The organism is Marinomonas sp. THO17 (genome assembly GCF_040436405.1).
Classification (GTDB): Bacteria; Pseudomonadota; Gammaproteobacteria; order Pseudomonadales; family Marinomonadaceae; genus Marinomonas.
Window position 1 is genome coordinate 3,864,487 of the sequence record NZ_AP031575.1, and the last position, 18,146, is coordinate 3,882,632.

Genomic DNA, 18,146 nt, shown 5'->3' on the forward strand with positions numbered 1-18,146 from the left:
TGCTTTTGCTTCGAATTGGTTTTGTACCATGATGCTTTTTTATAGGGTGCTGAATATATTAGCTTTATTGAGTTTTAAAAATACTTTTAGGGTGTTATTGGGGCATCTTGAATCAAGCATAAATCCCAGTGTTTTTGGCTCTGGTGTATTTTGTCATTAACTTTGGCATCTTTTGTTATTGAGAGAATGGGCTTTATAGACGAATCTTTCTAGTATCGAAAGGGTTCGTTCTGGAACGCTTCCACAAAAACAATAAGAGGTTATAGGCCATGCCTGAATACAAAGCGCCTTTGCGCGATATTAAATTTGTCACAGAAGAAGTTCTGGATATTTACGGTCATTACGCAAAGTTACCTGGTGCAGAAGAAGCCACACCAGATATGGTGTCTGCGATTCTAGAAGAAGGTGCCAAGTTTGCTGAGCGTGTTCTTTCTCCTCTAAACCGTATAGGCGATCAGCAAGGTTGCCAATTCAACGACGGTGTCGTCACAACACCTGAAGGTTTTAAAGAAGCTTACCAGCAATACGTTGAAGGTGGTTGGCCGTCTTTGTCTCACCCTGAAGAAATGGGTGGACAGGGTTTACCAGATTCGCTTGGTATGTTGGTCACCGAAATGATCTCCACATCTAACTGGTCTTGGGGTATGTACCCAGGTTTGAGTCATGGCGCAATGAACACCATTGAACAACATGGTACGGATGAGCAGAAACAAACTTACCTGACTAAACTCGTGTCTGGTGAGTGGACAGGTACCATGTGTTTGACAGAACCACATTGCGGTACGGATTTGGGCATGTTGAAAACCAAGGCTGAGCCGCAAGAAGATGGCAGTTACGCTATTACAGGTACGAAAATCTTTATCTCTGCTGGTGAACATGATATGGCAGAGAACATAGTTCACATTGTATTGGCGCGATTGCCAGATGCACCAGCGGGTACCAAAGGCATCTCATTGTTTATCGTCCCTAAGTTTAACGTGGATGACGCAGGTGAAAAAGCCGATCGTAATCAATTGGCGTGTGGTTCCATCGAACATAAGATGGGCATCCATGGTAACGCAACTTGTGTGATGAATTTTGATGGTGCTAAAGGCTTCTTGATTGGACCACCAAACCGTGGCTTGAACTGCATGTTTACCTTTATGAATGCGGCGCGTTTGGGTACGGCAATGCAAGGTTTGGCGCATTCTGAGTGGGCGCTACAAAACTCGGTTGCTTACGCCAAAGACCGTTTGCAAATGCGTGCTCTATCTGGTGCTAAAGCGCCTGAAAAAGCCGCAGATCCAATTATCGTTCACCCAGATGTGCGTCGTATGCTGCTGACGCAAAAAGCCTTCGCTGAAGGTGGTCGTGCGATGATCCATTACTGCTCAATGTTGGTTGATAGCACCAAACACGGCAGCAAAGAAGAGAAAGAAGAAGCAGAAGAGTTGATGTCCTTGTTGACGCCAATTGCCAAAGCCTTCTTGACAGAAACCGGCTTCGAAGCGGCCAACCACGGTTTGCAGGTTTTCGGTGGTCACGGTTTCATTGCTGAATGGGGTATGGAACAAAACGTACGTGATTGTCGTATTGCTATGTTGTATGAAGGTACAACGGGCATTCAGGCTCTTGATCTATTGGGTCGTAAAGTGCTGATGACGCAAGGTGCAACCCTACGTCGCTTCACTAAGATTGTTCATAAGTTCTGTAAAGAGCACAAAGGTGACAAGCGCTTCAAGTCTTACATCTCCGCACTGGATAAATTGAACAGCGAGTGGGGCGATGTGACCATGAAAATTGGCATGAAAGCCATGCGCAACAAAGAAGAAGTGGGTGCTGCGTCGGTGGATTACCTTATGTTCTCAGGTTATGTTGTCTTGGCTTACTTCTGGGCTCGTATGGCAATTACGGCGAAAAACAAGCTAGACGAAGGAACAAATGAAGTCGGTTTCTACACTGCTAAGCTGCAGACAGCTACTTTCTACTATGATCGTATTTTGCCGCGTACCAAAGCGCATGTAGAAGCCATGTTGTCTGGTGCTGATAATTTACTGGATATGGACGAAGATAACTTCCTATTCCTAAATGCTTAACAGTAAAAATAGCTGCCCTGATATCAGGGCAGCAAAAGACAGAATAAAACGAGGTGTGTTATGAGCGATGCTAAAGCTGTTTTTGATTCTATGTTAAATCGTTTCGATGCTGACGAAGCGGATGACATGGAAGCGGTTTTTCAATTTGATTTAGATGATGCTGATAGTTATTACCTAAGCATTGATGAAGGTAAATGCGACATGGGCGAAGGAGAGCATGATGATCCTACTGTTACTCTCAGCATGGATCTTGCGACATTGAAAGACGTAATGAGTGGTGAATTAGATGGCATGCAAGCCTTCATGCAAGGTAAAATCCGTGCAGATGGAGACATCATGCTAGCAACAAAGTTGACGCAAATTTTCCCCCAGTAAAAAGAAAATTGCAGAAAACTTTTCAGCTCAACTGCTAAACTTGCGGTTGGGCTTTTGTATTTGATTCTCTCCAACATAAAAAAAACAACTGGAGCTTTTTATGACAATGGATACTTCTCCTCATAACAACGCAGATAACGAGAAAATGCCAGGAAGCTATTTACCAGATTCGCTCAATCCTAGTGGCTATCAATGTCTAACGGATGTACTGGCTAATGCGGTAGATAAATATTCCGATTTGCCCGCTTATACCAGTGTGGGTCGTACCCTCACATACCGTGAACTGAATGAAAAATCTGATGAGTTCGCAGCTTACTTACAAAACGAAACCGATTTGTTACCCGGTGATCGTATTGCCATTCAATTACCTAATATCATCCAGTATCCGATTGTACTTTTTGGTGCCATGAAAGCGGGTATGGTGGTGGTCAATACCAATCCACTTTATACCCCGAAAGAGCTGGAGCACCAGTTTAATGATGCCAATGTAAAAGCCTTGGTGGTGTTCGCCAATATGGCGAGTAACGTGGAAAAAATTCTGGCTCAAACCAGCATTCAGCACGTTATTATCACGCAGATTGCTGATCTACATTCACCCGTAAAACGTTTGTTGGTGAATTCGGTGGTCAAATACGTCAAGAAGATGGTACCACCATATCACATTCAAGGAGCGCTAACCCTTAATCAAGCCTTGGCCAAAGGGCGTGGTAAAAGTGTCAAAACCGTCTCACTTAAACCCGCTGAGATTGCCGTGTTGCAATATACCGGTGGTACGACTGGGGTGGCCAAAGGCGCCATGCTGACAAACGCTAACTTGTTAGCCAATATGTATCAATTAAGTTCGCGCTTAGAGACCATCATTGAAGAACGAACAGAAACCTACATCGCACCTTTACCCTTGTATCATATCTATGCTTTCTTGATTCATGGCTTAACCTTGCTTGAACGCGGTGCGCACAGTATTTTGATCCCGAATCCACGAGATTTACCTGGGTTTGTTAGCGAATTGAAAAAGTGGAAGTTCACCGGTTTTGTTGGCCTGAATACCTTATTTGTTGGGCTTTGCAACCGTGAAGATTTCCGCGCTTTGGATTTTTCCGGCTTGAAGTTGACTTGTTCTGGTGGCATGCCTTTGACTCATGCTGCAGCAGATGAGTGGAAGCGTATTACGGGTTGCCAAGTGGTTGAAGGCTATGGTCTTACCGAAACGTCACCTGTGGTGTCTTTCAATCCAATAGGTAAAGAACGCATTGGTACCATTGGTTTGCCTGTGGGTGAAACCGACATCAAGATTCAAGGTGATAATGGTGAGGCATTGCCACAAGGCGAATCCGGTATGTTGTGTGTGCGTGGCCCGCAAGTGATGAAGGGCTATTGGAATCGTGAGGATGCGACCCGTGAGGTCATGACCGAAGATGGTTTCCTCATCACGGGTGACATCGCCATGCAGCATGAAGATGGTTATTTGCAAATCGTTGATCGCGCTAAAGATATGATCATAGTGTCTGGTTTCAATGTATATCCAACAGAAGTGGAAGATTGCATTTCCTCCCATCCTTCGATTCTTGAATCGGCTGCCATCGGCGTGCCGGATGATAAAACAGGTGAAGCGGTAAAAGCTTTCGTCGTGATGAAAGCGGATGAAACCATTGATATAGAAACACTGAGAGCATTTTGTAAGGAGCATTTGGCTGCCTACAAGGTGCCCAAGCACATTGAAGTACGTACTGAACTGCCTAAGACGAATGTCGGTAAAGTATTACGTCGTGCTTTGCGCGAAGAAATGGCAGGCTAAGCGCATTTTTTATTTCTGTGAGACAGCAGCTAACTTGCTTGTCTCACAGTCCCCCTTTCTACACGCCTTTCCTAGGAGAGAATGATGACGCAAGTGAAACGTCAGTTGCTGCATCGTCGTCGTATTGAGTCATATGGTTTCTTGCGTGACGACGGTTTGTGGGAAGTCGAAGCCACTATGCAAGACCTTAAAGCTCATGATGTTCATCGGGAATACGATGGCAGCCTGGTACCTAAAGACACGCCTTTTCATGATATGTATGTGCGTTTAACCCTGGATGATCACTTTCTAATAAAAGACATTGAAGTTTCTATGGATGCCTTTCCTTTTCCTGGTTGTGGTAGTGCGGTGCCGTCTTTTGATGTGGTGAAAGGGACACGTATTGGTCCCGGTTGGAATCGTTGGTTAAAGGAAACCTTTGCCGATAAGTCTGGTTGTACTCATGTGCTGGAGTTATTGCCAGTCGCGGCCACCACAGCATTTCAGACCATGTGGCAGCCGTTAAGCGAAAAATACCCGCAGCAAGTGCCTATGGCGATTGGCAAGTTGGTGAATACTTGTCGAGGCTGGGCTGACGATGGTCCTATGGTGAAAAAGTTGTTAGATGAGCAAGTATTAACATTGCCAGTAGGGGAGACCTCCTAATGAGTGAATTTGTAACGGAAAAAATCGAAGCGGGAGTGCAATACATTTGCCTCAACCGCACAGATAAAAAAAATGCGATTACCTTAGAAATGTATCAGGCATTAACTGAGTTATTGCATTTTGCTGAACAGAACTCTGAGGTAAAGGCCAGTATGATCTTTGGTGCTGGAGACGACTTCTCTTCGGGTAATGACATCAAAGAGTTTATACAAATCGCTCAAACACCTGAGAAAATGGAATCCATCATGGCATTTTTGCAAATGCTCAGTGGCTATAAAAAACCTCTGTTAGCGGGTGTGGAAGGTCGTGCTGTTGGAGTTGGTGCAACTATGCTATTGCATTGTGACATGGTGGTGGCGTCACGCAGTGCCAAATTGCAATTTCCGTTTGTGCAACTTGGTGTTGTGCCTGAAGCGGCATCCAGTCACCTTTTACCGCAATTGGTAGGTCATCAAAAAGCTTTTGAAATGCTTATTTTAGGTGATTTTATTGACGCAAAAGAAGCCCATGATATGAAAATGCTTAATCATTTGTGTGAACCGGGTGAGGCATTTCAGGTGGCACAAATGTACGCTCAGAAAATAGCTGCTTTACCCGTGGAAGCGGTGGCATTGAGCAAGGATTTATTAAAGTATCGTGAGCAAGACGATGTACAAATGGCGTTGATGCGTGAAGGACGTATCTTCAAGGACAGATTAAAATCCCAAGAAGCCTATCAGGCCTTTGCTGCTTTTTTATCGCGAAATAAATAAAGTAATGCTTGATATCCAAAGCCTCATCACAGATGGGGCTTTTTTGTTGCGTGCAGAATAAATTTTGTTTTCAACATACACTGCGTTTTTTTCCATAAATTGCGGCTACACTCAAAAGAAGAAAGAGCATGAGATAAACTAACAAAATCCATCCATGATTATTTTTGTTAGTTAACTGGCGCTTTTTTGTTATTGATGAAAATCGCTCTCAAACTAATATAGACTGCAAGAAAATAATAAATACGAGGGACTTATGAAAATCCTAGTTTCTGTTAAACGCGTTATTGATTATAACGTCAAAGTTCGTGTCAAAGCCGACCAGACTGCGGTCGATCTTACGAATGTTAAAATGTCTATGAATCCCTTCTGTGAAATCGCTGTAGAAGAGGCTATTCGCCTGAAAGAAAAAGGCATAGCGTCGGAAGTGGTGGCGGTTTCCATCGGTTCTAAAGCTTGCCAAGAAACCTTGCGTACGGCGCTTGCTTTGGGTGCTGATCGTGCCATTCAAGTAGAAGCAGAAGATGATGTGGATTCCCTTTCAGTAGCGAAATTGTTAGCAAAAGTAGCGCAAGAAGAAGCCGCAGATTTGATTATTATGGGGAAACAGGCGATCGATTCTGATAATAATCAGACGGGTCAAATGCTGGCCGCATTATTAGATTATCCTCAGGCGACATTTGCTTCTGAAGTGGTGATTGAAAATGGTGAAGCGCAAGTGACTCGTGAAATTGACGGTGGACTACAAACCCTTGCGGTGACTTTGCCAGCGGTAGTCACAACGGATCTACGTTTGAATGAGCCGCGTTTTGCTTCCTTGCCAAACATAATGAAAGCTAAAAGAAAGCCTCTGGATGTGAAAACACCTGCAGACTTAGGGGTAGAAATTCGCTCTAACGTAAGTGTGGTGTCGGTTACGCCACCGCCTGAACGTGCTGGTGGCATCAAAGTAGGCTCAGTCACTGAGTTGGTAGACAAACTTAAAAATGAAGCGAAGGTGGTGTCATGAGTATTTTAGTCATTGCTGAACACGATAATAAGTCTCTTAAACCTGCCACGCTAAACACAGTGACGGCTGCGTCACAAATTGGTGGTGATATTCATTTGTTGGTGTCGGGCTTTGAGTGCCAAACGGTTGTTGAACAAGCGTCTTCGGTTGCTGGGGTGGCGAAAGTATTGGTTGCCGATCATCAAGCATACGAACATCAGTTGGCCGAAAACACGTCTAAGCTGATTCTAGATGTGGCAGAAGGTTACACACACATTCTAGCGCCGGCGACAACAACGGGCAAAAACCTTTTACCACGCGTTGCCGCCTTGTTAGACGTTGCACAATTGTCTGACGTGATCAAAGTAGAAGCGGCAGATACCTTTGTTCGTCCTATCTACGCTGGTAATGCCATTGCTACGGTGAAATCATCGGATGCAGTAAAGGTGATGACGGTGCGTGCTACAGGCTTTGATGCTGCTGCAAGCGAAGGCGGTAGTGCAGAGCGTGAAGTGCTAACACAAGCTATTGTGGCGGATAAGAGCCGTTTTGTGAAAGAAGAATTGGCGGAATCGGATCGTCCAGAGTTAACGGCAGCGAAAGTGGTGGTGTCTGGTGGCCGAGGTATGGGTAATGGCGACAATTTCAAATTACTCGAAGGTGTGGCGGACAAACTGGGAGCTGCCGTTGGTGCTTCTCGTGCTGCAGTCGACGCGGGTTTTGTGCCGAACGATTGGCAAGTCGGTCAAACAGGGAAAACCGTTGCGCCAGATTTGTATATTGCGGTTGGTATTTCCGGTGCCATTCAACATTTGGCGGGTATGAAGGATTCCAAAGTTATTGTGGCGATCAACAAAGATGAAGAAGCGCCTATTTTCCAAGTGGCTGATTACGGTCTGGTAGCGGACTTGTTCGAAGCCGTACCAGAACTGGAAGGCAATCTATAAGCACCCTTTAGGGAAAACGATCTAATCTGTGCCCAGTTTATGTGTATTGAACTGGGTCATAATAAAAATAATTGGAGACCAGCATGATTTTCGAAGGACAAGCAGTCAAGGTTGCAGTCGATGATGCCGGTGTGGCAACCGTCACTCTGGATTTGGCTGGTGAGTCAGTTAACAAGTTTAACAGTCTTACCTTAAGCGAGCTGTCAAAGGCCGTTGATACTCTAAAGCAAACTGACGATCTAAAAGGCGTTGTCTTTGCCAGTGCAAAAGACGTGTTTGTTGTCGGTGCCGACATCACCGAGTTTATGACTTGGTTTAAGCTCTCTGATGAAGAGTTAACAGATAAATTGCGCGATGCACACAACATTTTTAACGATATTTCTAACTTACCATGTCCAACGGTTGCAGCCATTAACGGTATTGCATTAGGCGGTGGGATGGAATTGGTGTTGTCTTGTGATTATCGTGTGATGGCCGATTCAGCGAAAATTGGTCTTCCTGAAACCCAGTTAGGTATCTATCCAGGTTGGGGGGGGACGGTGCGTCTACCTCGCCTCATTGGTGTGGACAATGCCTGTGAATGGATTTGTGGCGGCGCACAAAAACGCAGTGCGGATGCTATGAAAGACGGCGCGGTCGATGCCGTTGTTGCCCTAGACAAAGTTCAAGACTCTGCACGTCATCTCATTCAACAAGTGATGGATGGCAAACTGGATTACAAAGCTCGCCGTGATGAATTGCGTGCTCCGATGGTGTTCACACCGATTGAGAAAATGATGATTTTCGAATCGGTTCGTGGTGTGGTTGGAGCGAAAGCGGGCAAACATTACCCTGCTCCAATGGCAGCCATCAAAACCATGGAAAAAGGCATTAGCCAGTCAATGGACAAAGCCATTGAGACGGAAATTAAAGGTTTCATCAAGTTGGCTAAAGGGCCGGTTGCGAAATCTTTGGTTAATCTCTTCTTAAGTGATCAAGCTATTAAGAAAACCGCAGGCAAGTTATCAAAAGGCGCTACACCAGTAACACAAGCTGCCGTTTTGGGGGCCGGTATCATGGGGGGCGGTGTGGCTTATCAGTCCGCTTCGAAAGGCACGCCTATCATCATGAAAGACATTCGCCAAGACGCTTTAGATCTTGGTTTGAGTGAAGCGAACAAATTGTTTAATGGACAAGTTGAGCGTGGTCGTTTGACCACAGACAAAGCGTTAAAAGCCATGAATGGCATTACACCAGCCTTGAGCTACGGCGAGTTTGATCATGTAGATCTTGTGGTGGAAGCGGTTGTTGAGAACGTGAATATCAAAAAATCGGTTTTGGCTGAAGTAGAAGACAAGATTGCAGAGGATGCTATTCTTACTTCGAACACTTCCACTATTTCCATCACCGAACTGGCCAAAGCGCTAAAACGTCCAGAAAACTTCTGTGGTATGCACTTCTTTAACCCTGTGCATCGCATGCCTTTGGTAGAAGTTATCCGCGGTGAAAAGACCAGTGATGAAGCCATTGCTAAGACCGTGGCTTACGCGCAAGCCATGGGCAAAACGCCAGTGGTGGTGAATGATTGCCCTGGTTTCTTGGTAAACCGAGTTCTCTTCCCTTACTTCGCAGGTTTCTCTTTGATGATGCAAGAAGGGGCGGATTTCCAAGTAGTTGATAAGACTATGGAGCGTTTCGGCTGGCCAATGGGTCCGGCTTACTTGCTTGACGTAGTGGGTGTGGATACAGCTTATCACGCCGATCAGGTGATGGCAGATGGCTTCCCAGATCGCATGAAGCACGAAGGCAAAAATGCCGTTGACCGTTTGTTTGAATTAGAGCGTTTTGGTCAGAAAAATGGTAAGGGCTTCTACACTTATGAGCCAGATCGTAAGGGTAAGCCGAAGAAAATTTTCAATGAAGAAATCAATGAGCTGCTTGCTCCCGTTGTGACCTCTAAAACGGAATTAAGCGAAGAGGATATTATCGCTCGTATGATGATTCCATTGTGTATTGAGACAGTACGCTGTTTGGAAGAGAAGATTGTTTCTTCTGCCGCTGAAGCGGACATGGGCTTGATTTACGGTATCGGTTTCCCTCCTTACTTGGGCGGTGCTCTTCATTACTTGGATCAGATGGGACTGCAAGCATTTTGTGACCTTGCAGATAAATACAGCCACTTAGGTAAGTTGTACGAGCCAACCGCGAAGATGCGTGAAATGGCGAAAAACAACGAAACTTACTACAGCGCTTAATTGCCCAAAGGAAGAGGAGAATCTCCATGAAACTGAATCCAAATGATGTCGTAATCATCGACGCAGTTCGCTCACCTATGGGTAAATCCAAAAATGGTGTGTTTCGTAACGTGCGCGCAGAAAACTTATCTGCAGGTCTAGTTAAGGCCTTGTTCAAGCGTAATCCAAATGTTGATCCTAATGAGGTTGAAGACTTGATCTGGGGTTGTGTGAACCAAACCCTAGAGCAAGGTTTCAACATGGCCCGTGCGGTTTCTTTATTGGCTGGTTTGCCAATCACTTCAGCTGCACAAACGGTAAACCGTCTTTGTGGTTCTTCCATGTCTGCGATTCATACCGCAGCGCAAGCCATTATGACAGGTCAGGGTGATGTGTTTGTGGTAGGTGGTGTTGAGCACATGGGCCACGTTGGCATGATGCATGGCGTGGATGTGAACCCGGCCTTGTCTAAGCATATGGCAAAAGCGTCCATGATGATGGGGGTAACGGCTGAAATGTTGGGCAAGATGCACGGTGTTAGCCGTGAAGCTCAAGATGAATTTGCAGTGCGTTCTCATCGTCTTGCTCATGAAGCTACGTTGCAAGGTCGTTTCGCTAACGAAATCGTTGCCCTAGAAGGTCATGATGCGGATGGCAATAAGGTGCTAGTTGAGGTGGATGAAGTTATTCGTCCAGAAACCTCTATGGAATCCTTAGCTGGGTTGAAACCTGTCTTCATGCCAAAAGTAGGTACGGTAACCGCTGGTACCTCTTCTGCTTTGTCTGACGGTGCTTCGGCTATGTTGATGATGTCAGCACAAAAAGCGCAGGACCTTGGTCTAACACCAATGGCTAAAGTTCGCAGTATGGCGGTTGCTGGTTGTGATCCAGCCATCATGGGTTACGGCCCAGTACCTGCCACTAAAAAAGCATTGAAACGCGCTGGCTTGACCATTGATGATATCGATATGGTGGAAGTAAACGAAGCTTTCGCGGCGCAATCTATTCCTGTGTTGAAAGACTTGAAACTATTGGATTTGGTCGATCAGAAAGTGAATTTAAACGGTGGCGCAATCGCCCTAGGACACCCATTAGGTTGTTCAGGTACGCGTATTTCCACCACTCTGCTTAACGTGATGCGTGATAAAGACGCAACACTCGGGCTTGCTACCATGTGCATCGGCATGGGGCAGGGCATTGCAACCGTATTTGAACGAGTGTGATGCTGATAACTTATCGAATGCTACTTCGATAAGCTCTATCTCTAACTTCTGTCTTTTGCCCCACCTTGTGTGGGGCTTTTTTGCTTCTTGCTTTGTTCACTGTCGTGACACAGTGACGATTCTATATCATGATAGTGACCCAGCGAATTTCACAATGGTATGAAGGAGTTGAGTGTGAAGATTGCCGTATTGGACGATTATCAAGACAGTGTGAAACATTTGGCCAGCTTTGCTTTGTTAAAAGATTATCAGGTGGTGGTGTTCAACCAAACTTTGAGCGAGGATGAGTTGGTTGAGAAGTTGAGCGATGTGGATATCTTGGTGCTGATCCGTGAACGTACTGCTATTACCAAAAGCCTGTTACAGCGCTTGCCAAATCTCAAACTCATTAGTCAAACAGGTAAAGTCAGTAATCATTTGGACCCTGCATTGTGCCACCAATATGGTGTTGAAGTTGCAGAAGGCGTTGGTTCTCCTGTGGCACCCGCTGAGTTTTGCTGGGCTTTGATCATGGCCGCAAGTCGTCATATCCCAACTTATGTCAATCAGCTACAAAAGGGAGAGTGGCAATCGTCCAAAGCACTTGGTTTGGGGCGCACACTTAATGGTCAATTATTAGGGATTTGGGGCTATGGAAAAATCGGTCAGCGTATCGCTCAATTTGCTAAAGTGTTTGGTATGCAGGTGATGGTATGGGGCAGTGAGGCTTCACGTCAAAAGGCTTTGGCGGATGGCTTCTTGGTCGCTGAGTCTAAGTCCCACTTTTTCCAGGCGGCCGACATAGTATCTTTGCATTTGCGCCTCAACGAAGCAACCAAACGCTGTGTGACAAAAGCTGATCTAGCACTGATGAAAGCCGACTCTTTGTTCGTCAACATCAGTCGTGCTGAACTGGTTGAATCGGCCGCCTTGTTTGACGAATTAAGTCGCGTGCCAAGTAAACGCGCTGCGGTGGATGTGTATGAAAATGAGCCTGCCAATGCACAAAATGAACCTTTGTTAGGCTTGCCTAATGTCTTGTGTTCACCACATCTTGGCTATGTTGAGCACAATAGCTATGAGTTGTATTTTAAGGCGGCCTTTGAAAACGCTGTGGCTTTTGCAAAGGGCAAGCCACAGCAACTTGTTGCTAAGAAATAGCCAAATACTAAACTTTAAAACTGCCGACTTGTTTATTAAGTCCTTGATAAAGTTTTGAAATTTGGTCTGATTGGTTGCTGATGAGTGAGGATACTTCTTCTGCCCCGTCCGTTTGTTCTTTGAGAGAGGCCAAGTTTTCATTAATGCTATTGGAAACGCTAGATTGTTCTTGCGTGGCTTGAGCGGTTTGAGCAGCCATATTTTGCACCTTCTCAAAGGATGCTTTTAGAGAGTCGAAGGTGCGAATCACCTCATCAAAGTTAGCGGCGGTATGGTTTACATTAGTGCGGCTGCTTTGTGTCGCATTTAATGATTTCTTCACGTTGGCTTTTAGTCGATCAATCATGGTTTCTATTTCATCTGTACTGTCTTGCGTTCGTGTAGCAAGCGTACGGACCTCATCCGCCACGACCGCAAAACCTCTACCTTGTTCACCGGCTCGTGCTGCTTCTATGGCGGCATTCAAGGCCAAAAGATTAGTCTGTTCTGCAATATTACGTATCACTTCTAATACCGAGGCAATGGCTTCTGAACTTTCTTCTAATTCTTTGGCTCTTGTTAACGATTCTTCTATATCATCAATCAAACTCGAAATAGCATCGTGAGACGTTTTCACCGCTTCAATTCCCTGTTGTGTCAGGTTTGTCGAGGTGGTTGCTTCAGCTGCGGTTTCTGAGGCGGCACTTTCCATTTGCTGATTTGCCATATTCATTTCATGGCCTGCACTTACAATGGAATCCGAAACTGTGCCTAAGGCTTCGGTGATCTGGGTGGTGTTCACAGAAGCATTTTTTAATTCATGGGTCATTTTACCTAATGACGTTGATTGCTTGTGAATACTAGCGATGATGAGACGAAGCTGTTCTACAAAGCCATCAAACTCTTTTGCTAAATCGCCTAATTCGTCTTTTGAGGTGGAATGAATTTTCTGAGTTAAATCGCCATCGCCCTCTGCAATCTCCTTGATACGTTTGGTCATACTTTTCACCTCTTTGGTCAGTTTAAGAGGAATAAAGTAGCCAAATGCCATGGCAATTAGAAAAGCGATGACAATGATAACCATAGCCATTTCCTGATAGGACCTGACTTTGTCTTGGGTGAGTTGTTCAATCTCCCGAGAATAATTTCTTACGGTTTCGCCTGCGACGTCCAACATATTCCGAATGTCGCCAAAGGCTTTATCCGCTATGATAAAACTTTCCGAAAGCTGGATTTTATTTTCAATATTGGGTGAGTTGATAAAGGATTCGCTTTCTTGTAGCCACTCATTAAATAAGGTATCAAATTCTCTATATGGGTCGGTTAGAAAAGGTTCTGAAACCAAAAGACTACGATAGGTATGAAAACGTTGTAATGCTTGCTGAGTATTTTCTTGGAATAATTGCTTATTCTCCTCAAAGTTGCCAATACCGTTGATGATTTCTTGTTGCGCCAGTCTAGCTTGGTATAGATCCCTATCAGCATTGAGTACTTCAGCGATGGCTTCAATATAATTCTGTAAATCTAAATCAGAGCCGTATTCTTCTTCCATTTTATGGGTATGATCTCTTAACTTTTCTCCGGCCTCATCGAGCATGTTTCGAATGACGATAAATTTTTCATCGAGGTTTTGAAACTCTTGTGAAATAGTGACTTGAGCTTTTGAAGTAATAACTAACTGGTTACTTGCCGAAAGCCATTGATTATAAAGTTCTTCAAATGTGTCGAATGGCTCTGTTAATTGACTTGGTTCTCCCTCAAGGTGTCCTAGATATAATTGAAAACGGTCATAAACTTGTTGGGCGTTTTCCTCGTAATCTTGAAGATTTTGCTCTCTATCACCATCGTTTGCGTATAATTTTTCCTGTGCTAGTCGAGCTTGATAGATATCGCGATCTGCGTTGAGAACTTCTGAAATGGCTTCAAAATAATGTTCTGTTTGTATACTCATTGAACGTTTTTGCAAATTGCTCATAAACATCATGAAAACAAAGAGAGCCACTAAAATGAGAGCGAGAGATATGATCGGCATCATAACTTTTAAGCGAATGGAGTGAATACGCATTGTGCTTCCCTTTACCTAGTATTGTTGGTTGTTCAAAAAATAGTCTAGGTAAGGGGAGGTGATAATGCCAAAGCCATATCCATTTAATTCGTAAACTTTAGTAACAATAATAACAGCTTAGGGGTTTTACTCTTGCAGGTTTAGCGTATTTAGTATTTTCGATGCTTGACGTTGCATTATGATCTCGCCAGCTCGTATTGACAGCAGTACTTCGCCTTGACGACGAATGACGCTGTAATCGTCTTCGCCTTCCAATAAAATGCAGTTTGCTGTTTTGCCCACTTCAATGCCGTAATCTTCTATACACAGAGTTTTAGCACTGTTGTCGGTAATAAGATCCAAGGCCTGTCGATAGTCTTGATAGCCCATCATTTGACAGATATGCAGGGCAAAATCTAATGTTCTCAATAGCTTGCCATTACCCAAGGAGTACCAAGGATCAAAAATTGAGTCCTGTCCCAAGCACACATTCATACCCGCTTCTAAGAGTTCTTTAACTCGAGTCACTCCACGGCGTTTAGGGAAGGTGTCAAAGCGGCCTTGTAGATGAATGCTCTCAGTTGGGCAAGAAATGAAATGGATGTTTGAGTTTTTTAGTAAGCGAAAAAGCTTAGAGCAATAGGCATTATCGTAAGAATGCATAGCGGTTGTATGACTGGCGGTGACCTTGTGGCCCATATCGAATTTAAGGGCTTCGTAGGCTAGAAATTCTAAGAAACGTGAGTTGGGGTCGTCAATTTCATCACAATGTACATCCACCAAGCGATCGTATTTTCGCGCTAAGCCAATCAAGGTTTTGATGGATTCTTCGCCGATTTCTCTGGTGTATTCGAAATGGGGGATACCACCGACCACATCGGCACCTATTTCCAGCGCTTGTTCCATCAAACTCAATCCGTTTGGGTAAGACAGCATGCCATCTTGAGGGAAAGCGACTACTTGGATATGGATTTTATCTTTCAATTCATCGCGAATGGCGCACAATGTCTTTATGCCGATTAAACTTGGATCGGTAGTATCTGCGTGAGTACGAATAGCCTGTACACCATTTTGCACCAGTAATTTGATGGTGGAGATGACTCGGCGACGGATATCCGCTTCATCCAGCATGGGTTTGCGTTGACGCCAGCGTTCGATACCTTCGAATAGGGTACCGCTTTGATTCCACTCTGGTTCTCCAGCGGTCAGTGCGGCATCCAAGTGTATATGGGGTTCCACAAAAGGCGCACAAAGTAGATTTTGTTGCGCGTCTAGTTGTTTTTCTGTGGCATGCATAACTTGAGTTTGTAATGTGATTTTGGCGAACTTGCTGTGTTCAATATCGATTGTGAAAAGTTCGTTTTGGTGACGTAAACGGGCGTTAATAATTTGCATAAGTGTCCTTAATCCTCGGCCAAAATTCGACTTTGACCATCCAAATTATGATGATGAAATAAAATTTGCTCGATCAACAGAGCGTTTTGTAGATTGAGCCGACTGAAAGGGTCTTGTAAGGAATAGCCGAGCTTTTGCTCAATACGCCCTAAACGATAGCTCAAGGTATTACGATGAATGTCCATGGCATCGGCGGTTTGTTGTAAATGCCCAAAGTGATTGAAATAGTGCTCTAGGGTATTTTTCATTTCTAAACTGGCAGCGTCACGGCAAAAGCACAAATTTCCTAGATGCTGTTTGCAAAACTCGGCGAGCATATTGCGTTGTGGGATGGCTGCAAATAATTGGGCTATGCCCAGTTGTTCATAGAAAAAGAGTTTTTGATGTGGGTGTTTTATCGCAAATTGCAAAGCTTGTCTGGCTTCTTCAACCGCTTCAGATAAATCTTCCAAGCCTTGTTTTTGACTGCTCACCCCCATACTCAAAGCCAGATCTGGAAAGTGAATTTGTAGACGTTCACGCAGTTGCGCTAGGTCCTCATAGAGTTCGGTAATTTCATTTTTTTGTGTTGGCCAAACTGCTAATAAGCCTTTCTCGTCGGACAAGACTGGCCACTCGATATGGCGGCGTTTTAACAGGGCTTCTAACGCTTGTTCAATGTGCTGATGTTGTTGAAGCTGCGTGTTGGCAGAAGGGACTTGTGTGTCATCCTTCAGACGATAACTCAAACATAAACTAACAAAGGCTGAATGACTGCTGATACCAAGATCCTTGGCTCTTAGATGAATCAGCTCAGGCGCTTGTTGAAAGCCGTTAATGAGTTTGCTTAAAAACAAGCGAACAGATTTTCCTAGTAAGTTATCTTGCACAATGGCGTTACTGATGATTTCTGTCACCACCACCATTTTTAAATTGTAAGGTTGTTCAAATAAAGGTATCTGATAATGATTGGCTAATTCCAATACGGACTTAGGAATTTTTTGAATAAACTCAGGGCCAGTTAAGATGACCATACCGGCCACATGACTTTGCGCCGCCTCATGAATAAGCTGACACAGGTTGGTTTCGTCACGGGTATGATTGATACCAGTAACAAATACCAATTCACCACCGCTAACCCATGCTTGAATGGATTCGTTTTCTGCGACATAAGGCCAACGCACTATGCGTTGGCCTCCGGTTAACCCTGCTCGAAAGGTGATGCTTTCAAGGCCAGGTAGTTTAGGTATATCGGCACAACTGATGCTCATGAATGCTTAATGGCTGTCTTAGGTTGGTTTTGAGTAATCATAGTCAATACAGCATAGATCAGGACGGCAGAGATTACCCCCACAATAGGTGGCATTACTGGTGACGCGTATGCGGCGGCTGAGGCGATAACATAGGTTATTAATCCAGGCCAATGGAAAGCAGGGAGTTGACTGGATGCAAGACTTGGGTACTGACCCTTATGACGTACCCAGAAATCCGCCATGATAATGCCACCAATAGGTGGGATAAAGGTTCCGAGTAAGATCAAAAAGGGAATCAAAAAGTTGTACATGCCAAAAACGGCAAGTAGGGTGCCAATGGCCGCGCCAACCAGTGTGACAGTGCGACGCTTATCGGTGCGCAACAAATTACAGCCAGCTACGGCAAAGTTGTAAATCGTGTTGTCTTGCGTTGTCCAAATGTTCATGAACAACATTAGCACTGCCAGTACCAAAAAGCCTTGCGCTAACATGACATCCACAATGTCAGCTTGTTGATAGATTAGAGTGCCGAGAGCACCAGTCAGTACCATCAGACCATTGCCAATGAAAAAGGCCGCCATAGTAGCGATAATGGCAACCTTACCACTGCTGGCAAAACGGCTCCAGTTGGTGGCTTGCGTGCCGCCACTGATAAAAGTACCAATTACTATGGTAACCGCAGCGGTGAAGCTCAGGCTCTCTGAAGTTTCTATGTTTAGTAGACCAGCCATACCGCCCACATCCACTAAGCCTGTATAGAGGCTGATTAAAATAAAGATCAGCATTAAAGGCACGGCAAAACGCGATAAGATGTCCATGCCTTTGAAACCTATCATGGCAGTAATACAGAAGGCCATACCAAATAGTATCATCAAAGGTGTTTGCCAGCTTTCGCTGATACCGGTGACTTTAACCAGTACAATAGCAAGGGTAGCGGTTCCCCAAGCGTACCAACCTATTTGAGTGAAGCCCAACACGAAGTCCGACAGCTTACTACCGACTTCGCCAAAGCAATAACGCCCCATCAGCACGCTATTTAAACCACTTTTAAAGGCAATATAAGCAAGCACAGAGGCGTAAGCGCCAAGTAAGAAATTGCCTAGCAATATCACCCACAAGAGCTCTGAGAAAGAAAAAGCTTTACCTAAGCTTCCTCCAGCCCACATGGTGGCGGTGAAAAAGGTAAAACCCAGCAACACAAACGCCATAGGCAATAAGCCACGACGTGCACTTTGTGGCACTTCAGATAACGGATAATCAGATTGGTTCATTACACTCTCCTAATGCATCTTATTGATACTTACAGATTATTGATAAGCAACTTATGAACCAGTTTTAAAAATGAA

The 18,146-nt window shown here is 44.6% G+C and carries 14 protein-coding genes; 10 read left to right on the plus strand and 4 right to left on the minus strand.

The annotated features are described in order from the left end of the window. Positions 1–269: 269 nt before the first annotated feature. The 10 genes from ABXS85_RS18230 (at position 270) to ABXS85_RS18275 (ending at position 12,150) form a co-directional block, all read left to right on the plus strand. Positions 270–2,075: an acyl-CoA dehydrogenase C-terminal domain-containing protein gene (locus ABXS85_RS18230; RefSeq protein WP_353667952.1), complete on the plus strand. Its 1,806-nt coding sequence runs from the start codon at positions 270–272 to the stop codon at positions 2,073–2,075. Positions 2,076–2,135: 60 nt separating this feature from the next. Then, complete coding sequence (locus ABXS85_RS18235) at positions 2,136–2,450, plus strand: SCP2 sterol-binding domain-containing protein (RefSeq protein ID WP_353667953.1); 315 nt, start codon at positions 2,136–2,138, stop codon at positions 2,448–2,450. A 100-nt stretch (positions 2,451–2,550) separates the two neighbouring features. Continuing rightward, complete coding sequence (locus ABXS85_RS18240) at positions 2,551–4,245, plus strand: AMP-binding protein (RefSeq protein WP_353667954.1); 1,695 nt, start codon at positions 2,551–2,553, stop codon at positions 4,243–4,245. An 84-nt stretch (positions 4,246–4,329) separates the two neighbouring features. Next, the gene (locus ABXS85_RS18245) at positions 4,330–4,890 is read left to right on the plus strand and encodes a DUF2889 domain-containing protein (protein ID WP_353667955.1); all 561 of its coding nucleotides are present in this window, start codon (positions 4,330–4,332) and stop codon (positions 4,888–4,890) included. Continuing rightward, complete coding sequence (locus tag ABXS85_RS18250) at positions 4,890–5,642, plus strand: enoyl-CoA hydratase-related protein (protein WP_353667956.1); 753 nt, start codon at positions 4,890–4,892, stop codon at positions 5,640–5,642. The genes ABXS85_RS18245 and ABXS85_RS18250 overlap by 1 nt, the downstream gene beginning before the upstream one ends. 253 nt (positions 5,643–5,895) lie before the next feature. After that, a complete protein-coding gene (locus tag ABXS85_RS18255) occupies positions 5,896–6,648 on the plus strand; it encodes an electron transfer flavoprotein subunit beta/FixA family protein (protein ID WP_353667957.1) in 753 nt (250 codons plus the stop codon). Further along, entirely contained in the window at positions 6,645–7,574 is a 930-nt protein-coding gene (locus tag ABXS85_RS18260) for an FAD-binding protein (RefSeq protein WP_353667958.1), read from the plus strand. Before ABXS85_RS18255 ends, ABXS85_RS18260 begins: the two co-directional genes overlap by 4 nt. Before the next feature lie 83 nt (positions 7,575–7,657). Further along, positions 7,658–9,808, plus strand: coding sequence for a fatty acid oxidation complex subunit alpha FadB (fadB, locus tag ABXS85_RS18265; protein WP_353667959.1), 2,151 nt, complete (start codon positions 7,658–7,660; stop codon positions 9,806–9,808). A 26-nt stretch (positions 9,809–9,834) separates the two neighbouring features. Continuing rightward, a complete protein-coding gene (gene fadA / locus ABXS85_RS18270) occupies positions 9,835–11,010 on the plus strand; it encodes an acetyl-CoA C-acyltransferase FadA (protein ID WP_353667960.1) in 1,176 nt (391 codons plus the stop codon). A 174-nt stretch (positions 11,011–11,184) separates the two neighbouring features. Beyond that, positions 11,185–12,150 (plus strand): D-2-hydroxyacid dehydrogenase family protein, encoded by a 966-nt coding sequence (locus ABXS85_RS18275; RefSeq protein ID WP_353667961.1) that lies wholly within the window; start codon positions 11,185–11,187, stop codon positions 12,148–12,150. Between the two features lie 7 nt (positions 12,151–12,157). Here the strand turns inward: ABXS85_RS18275 and ABXS85_RS18280 are convergent, their stop codons facing one another. The 4 genes from ABXS85_RS18280 to codB all read right to left on the minus strand — a co-directional run bounded on the left by ABXS85_RS18280 (position 12,158) and on the right by codB (position 18,071). Next, entirely contained in the window at positions 12,158–14,194 is a 2,037-nt protein-coding gene (locus ABXS85_RS18280; RefSeq protein ID WP_353667962.1) for a methyl-accepting chemotaxis protein, read from the minus strand. Positions 14,195–14,320: 126 nt separating this feature from the next. Beyond that, positions 14,321–15,568 (minus strand): cytosine deaminase, encoded by a 1,248-nt coding sequence (codA, locus tag ABXS85_RS18285; protein ID WP_353667963.1) that lies wholly within the window; start codon positions 15,566–15,568, stop codon positions 14,321–14,323. Positions 15,569–15,576: 8 nt separating this feature from the next. Next, on the minus strand, positions 15,577–16,818 hold the full coding sequence (locus ABXS85_RS18290; RefSeq protein ID WP_353667964.1) for a PucR family transcriptional regulator ligand-binding domain-containing protein: 1,242 nt from the start codon (positions 16,816–16,818) through the stop codon (positions 15,577–15,579). Then, positions 16,815–18,071, minus strand: coding sequence for a cytosine permease (gene codB / locus ABXS85_RS18295; RefSeq protein WP_353667965.1), 1,257 nt, complete (start codon positions 18,069–18,071; stop codon positions 16,815–16,817). The genes ABXS85_RS18290 and codB overlap by 4 nt, the downstream gene beginning before the upstream one ends. Positions 18,072–18,146: the final 75 nt, after the last annotated feature.

Bases quoted from the DNA above. Each gene is read 5' to 3' on its own strand.
- ABXS85_RS18230 (WP_353667952.1), top strand. From the start codon at position 270: ATGCCTGAATACAAAGCGCCTTTGCGCGATATTAAATTTGTCACAGAA.
- ABXS85_RS18235 (WP_353667953.1), top strand. From the start codon at position 2,136: ATGAGCGATGCTAAAGCTGTTTTTGATTCTATGTTAAATCGTTTCGAT.
- ABXS85_RS18240 (WP_353667954.1), top strand. From the start codon at position 2,551: ATGACAATGGATACTTCTCCTCATAACAACGCAGATAACGAGAAAATG.
- ABXS85_RS18245 (WP_353667955.1), top strand. From the start codon at position 4,330: ATGACGCAAGTGAAACGTCAGTTGCTGCATCGTCGTCGTATTGAGTCA.
- ABXS85_RS18250 (WP_353667956.1), top strand. From the start codon at position 4,890: ATGAGTGAATTTGTAACGGAAAAAATCGAAGCGGGAGTGCAATACATT.
- ABXS85_RS18255 (WP_353667957.1), top strand. From the start codon at position 5,896: ATGAAAATCCTAGTTTCTGTTAAACGCGTTATTGATTATAACGTCAAA.
- ABXS85_RS18260 (WP_353667958.1), top strand. From the start codon at position 6,645: ATGAGTATTTTAGTCATTGCTGAACACGATAATAAGTCTCTTAAACCT.
- fadB (WP_353667959.1), top strand. From the start codon at position 7,658: ATGATTTTCGAAGGACAAGCAGTCAAGGTTGCAGTCGATGATGCCGGT.
- fadA (WP_353667960.1), top strand. From the start codon at position 9,835: ATGAAACTGAATCCAAATGATGTCGTAATCATCGACGCAGTTCGCTCA.
- ABXS85_RS18280 (WP_353667962.1), bottom strand. From the start codon at position 14,194: ATGCGTATTCACTCCATTCGCTTAAAAGTTATGATGCCGATCATATCT.
- codA (WP_353667963.1), bottom strand. From the start codon at position 15,568: ATGCAAATTATTAACGCCCGTTTACGTCACCAAAACGAACTTTTCACA.
- ABXS85_RS18290 (WP_353667964.1), bottom strand. From the start codon at position 16,818: ATGAGCATCAGTTGTGCCGATATACCTAAACTACCTGGCCTTGAAAGC.
- codB (WP_353667965.1), bottom strand. From the start codon at position 18,071: ATGAACCAATCTGATTATCCGTTATCTGAAGTGCCACAAAGTGCACGT.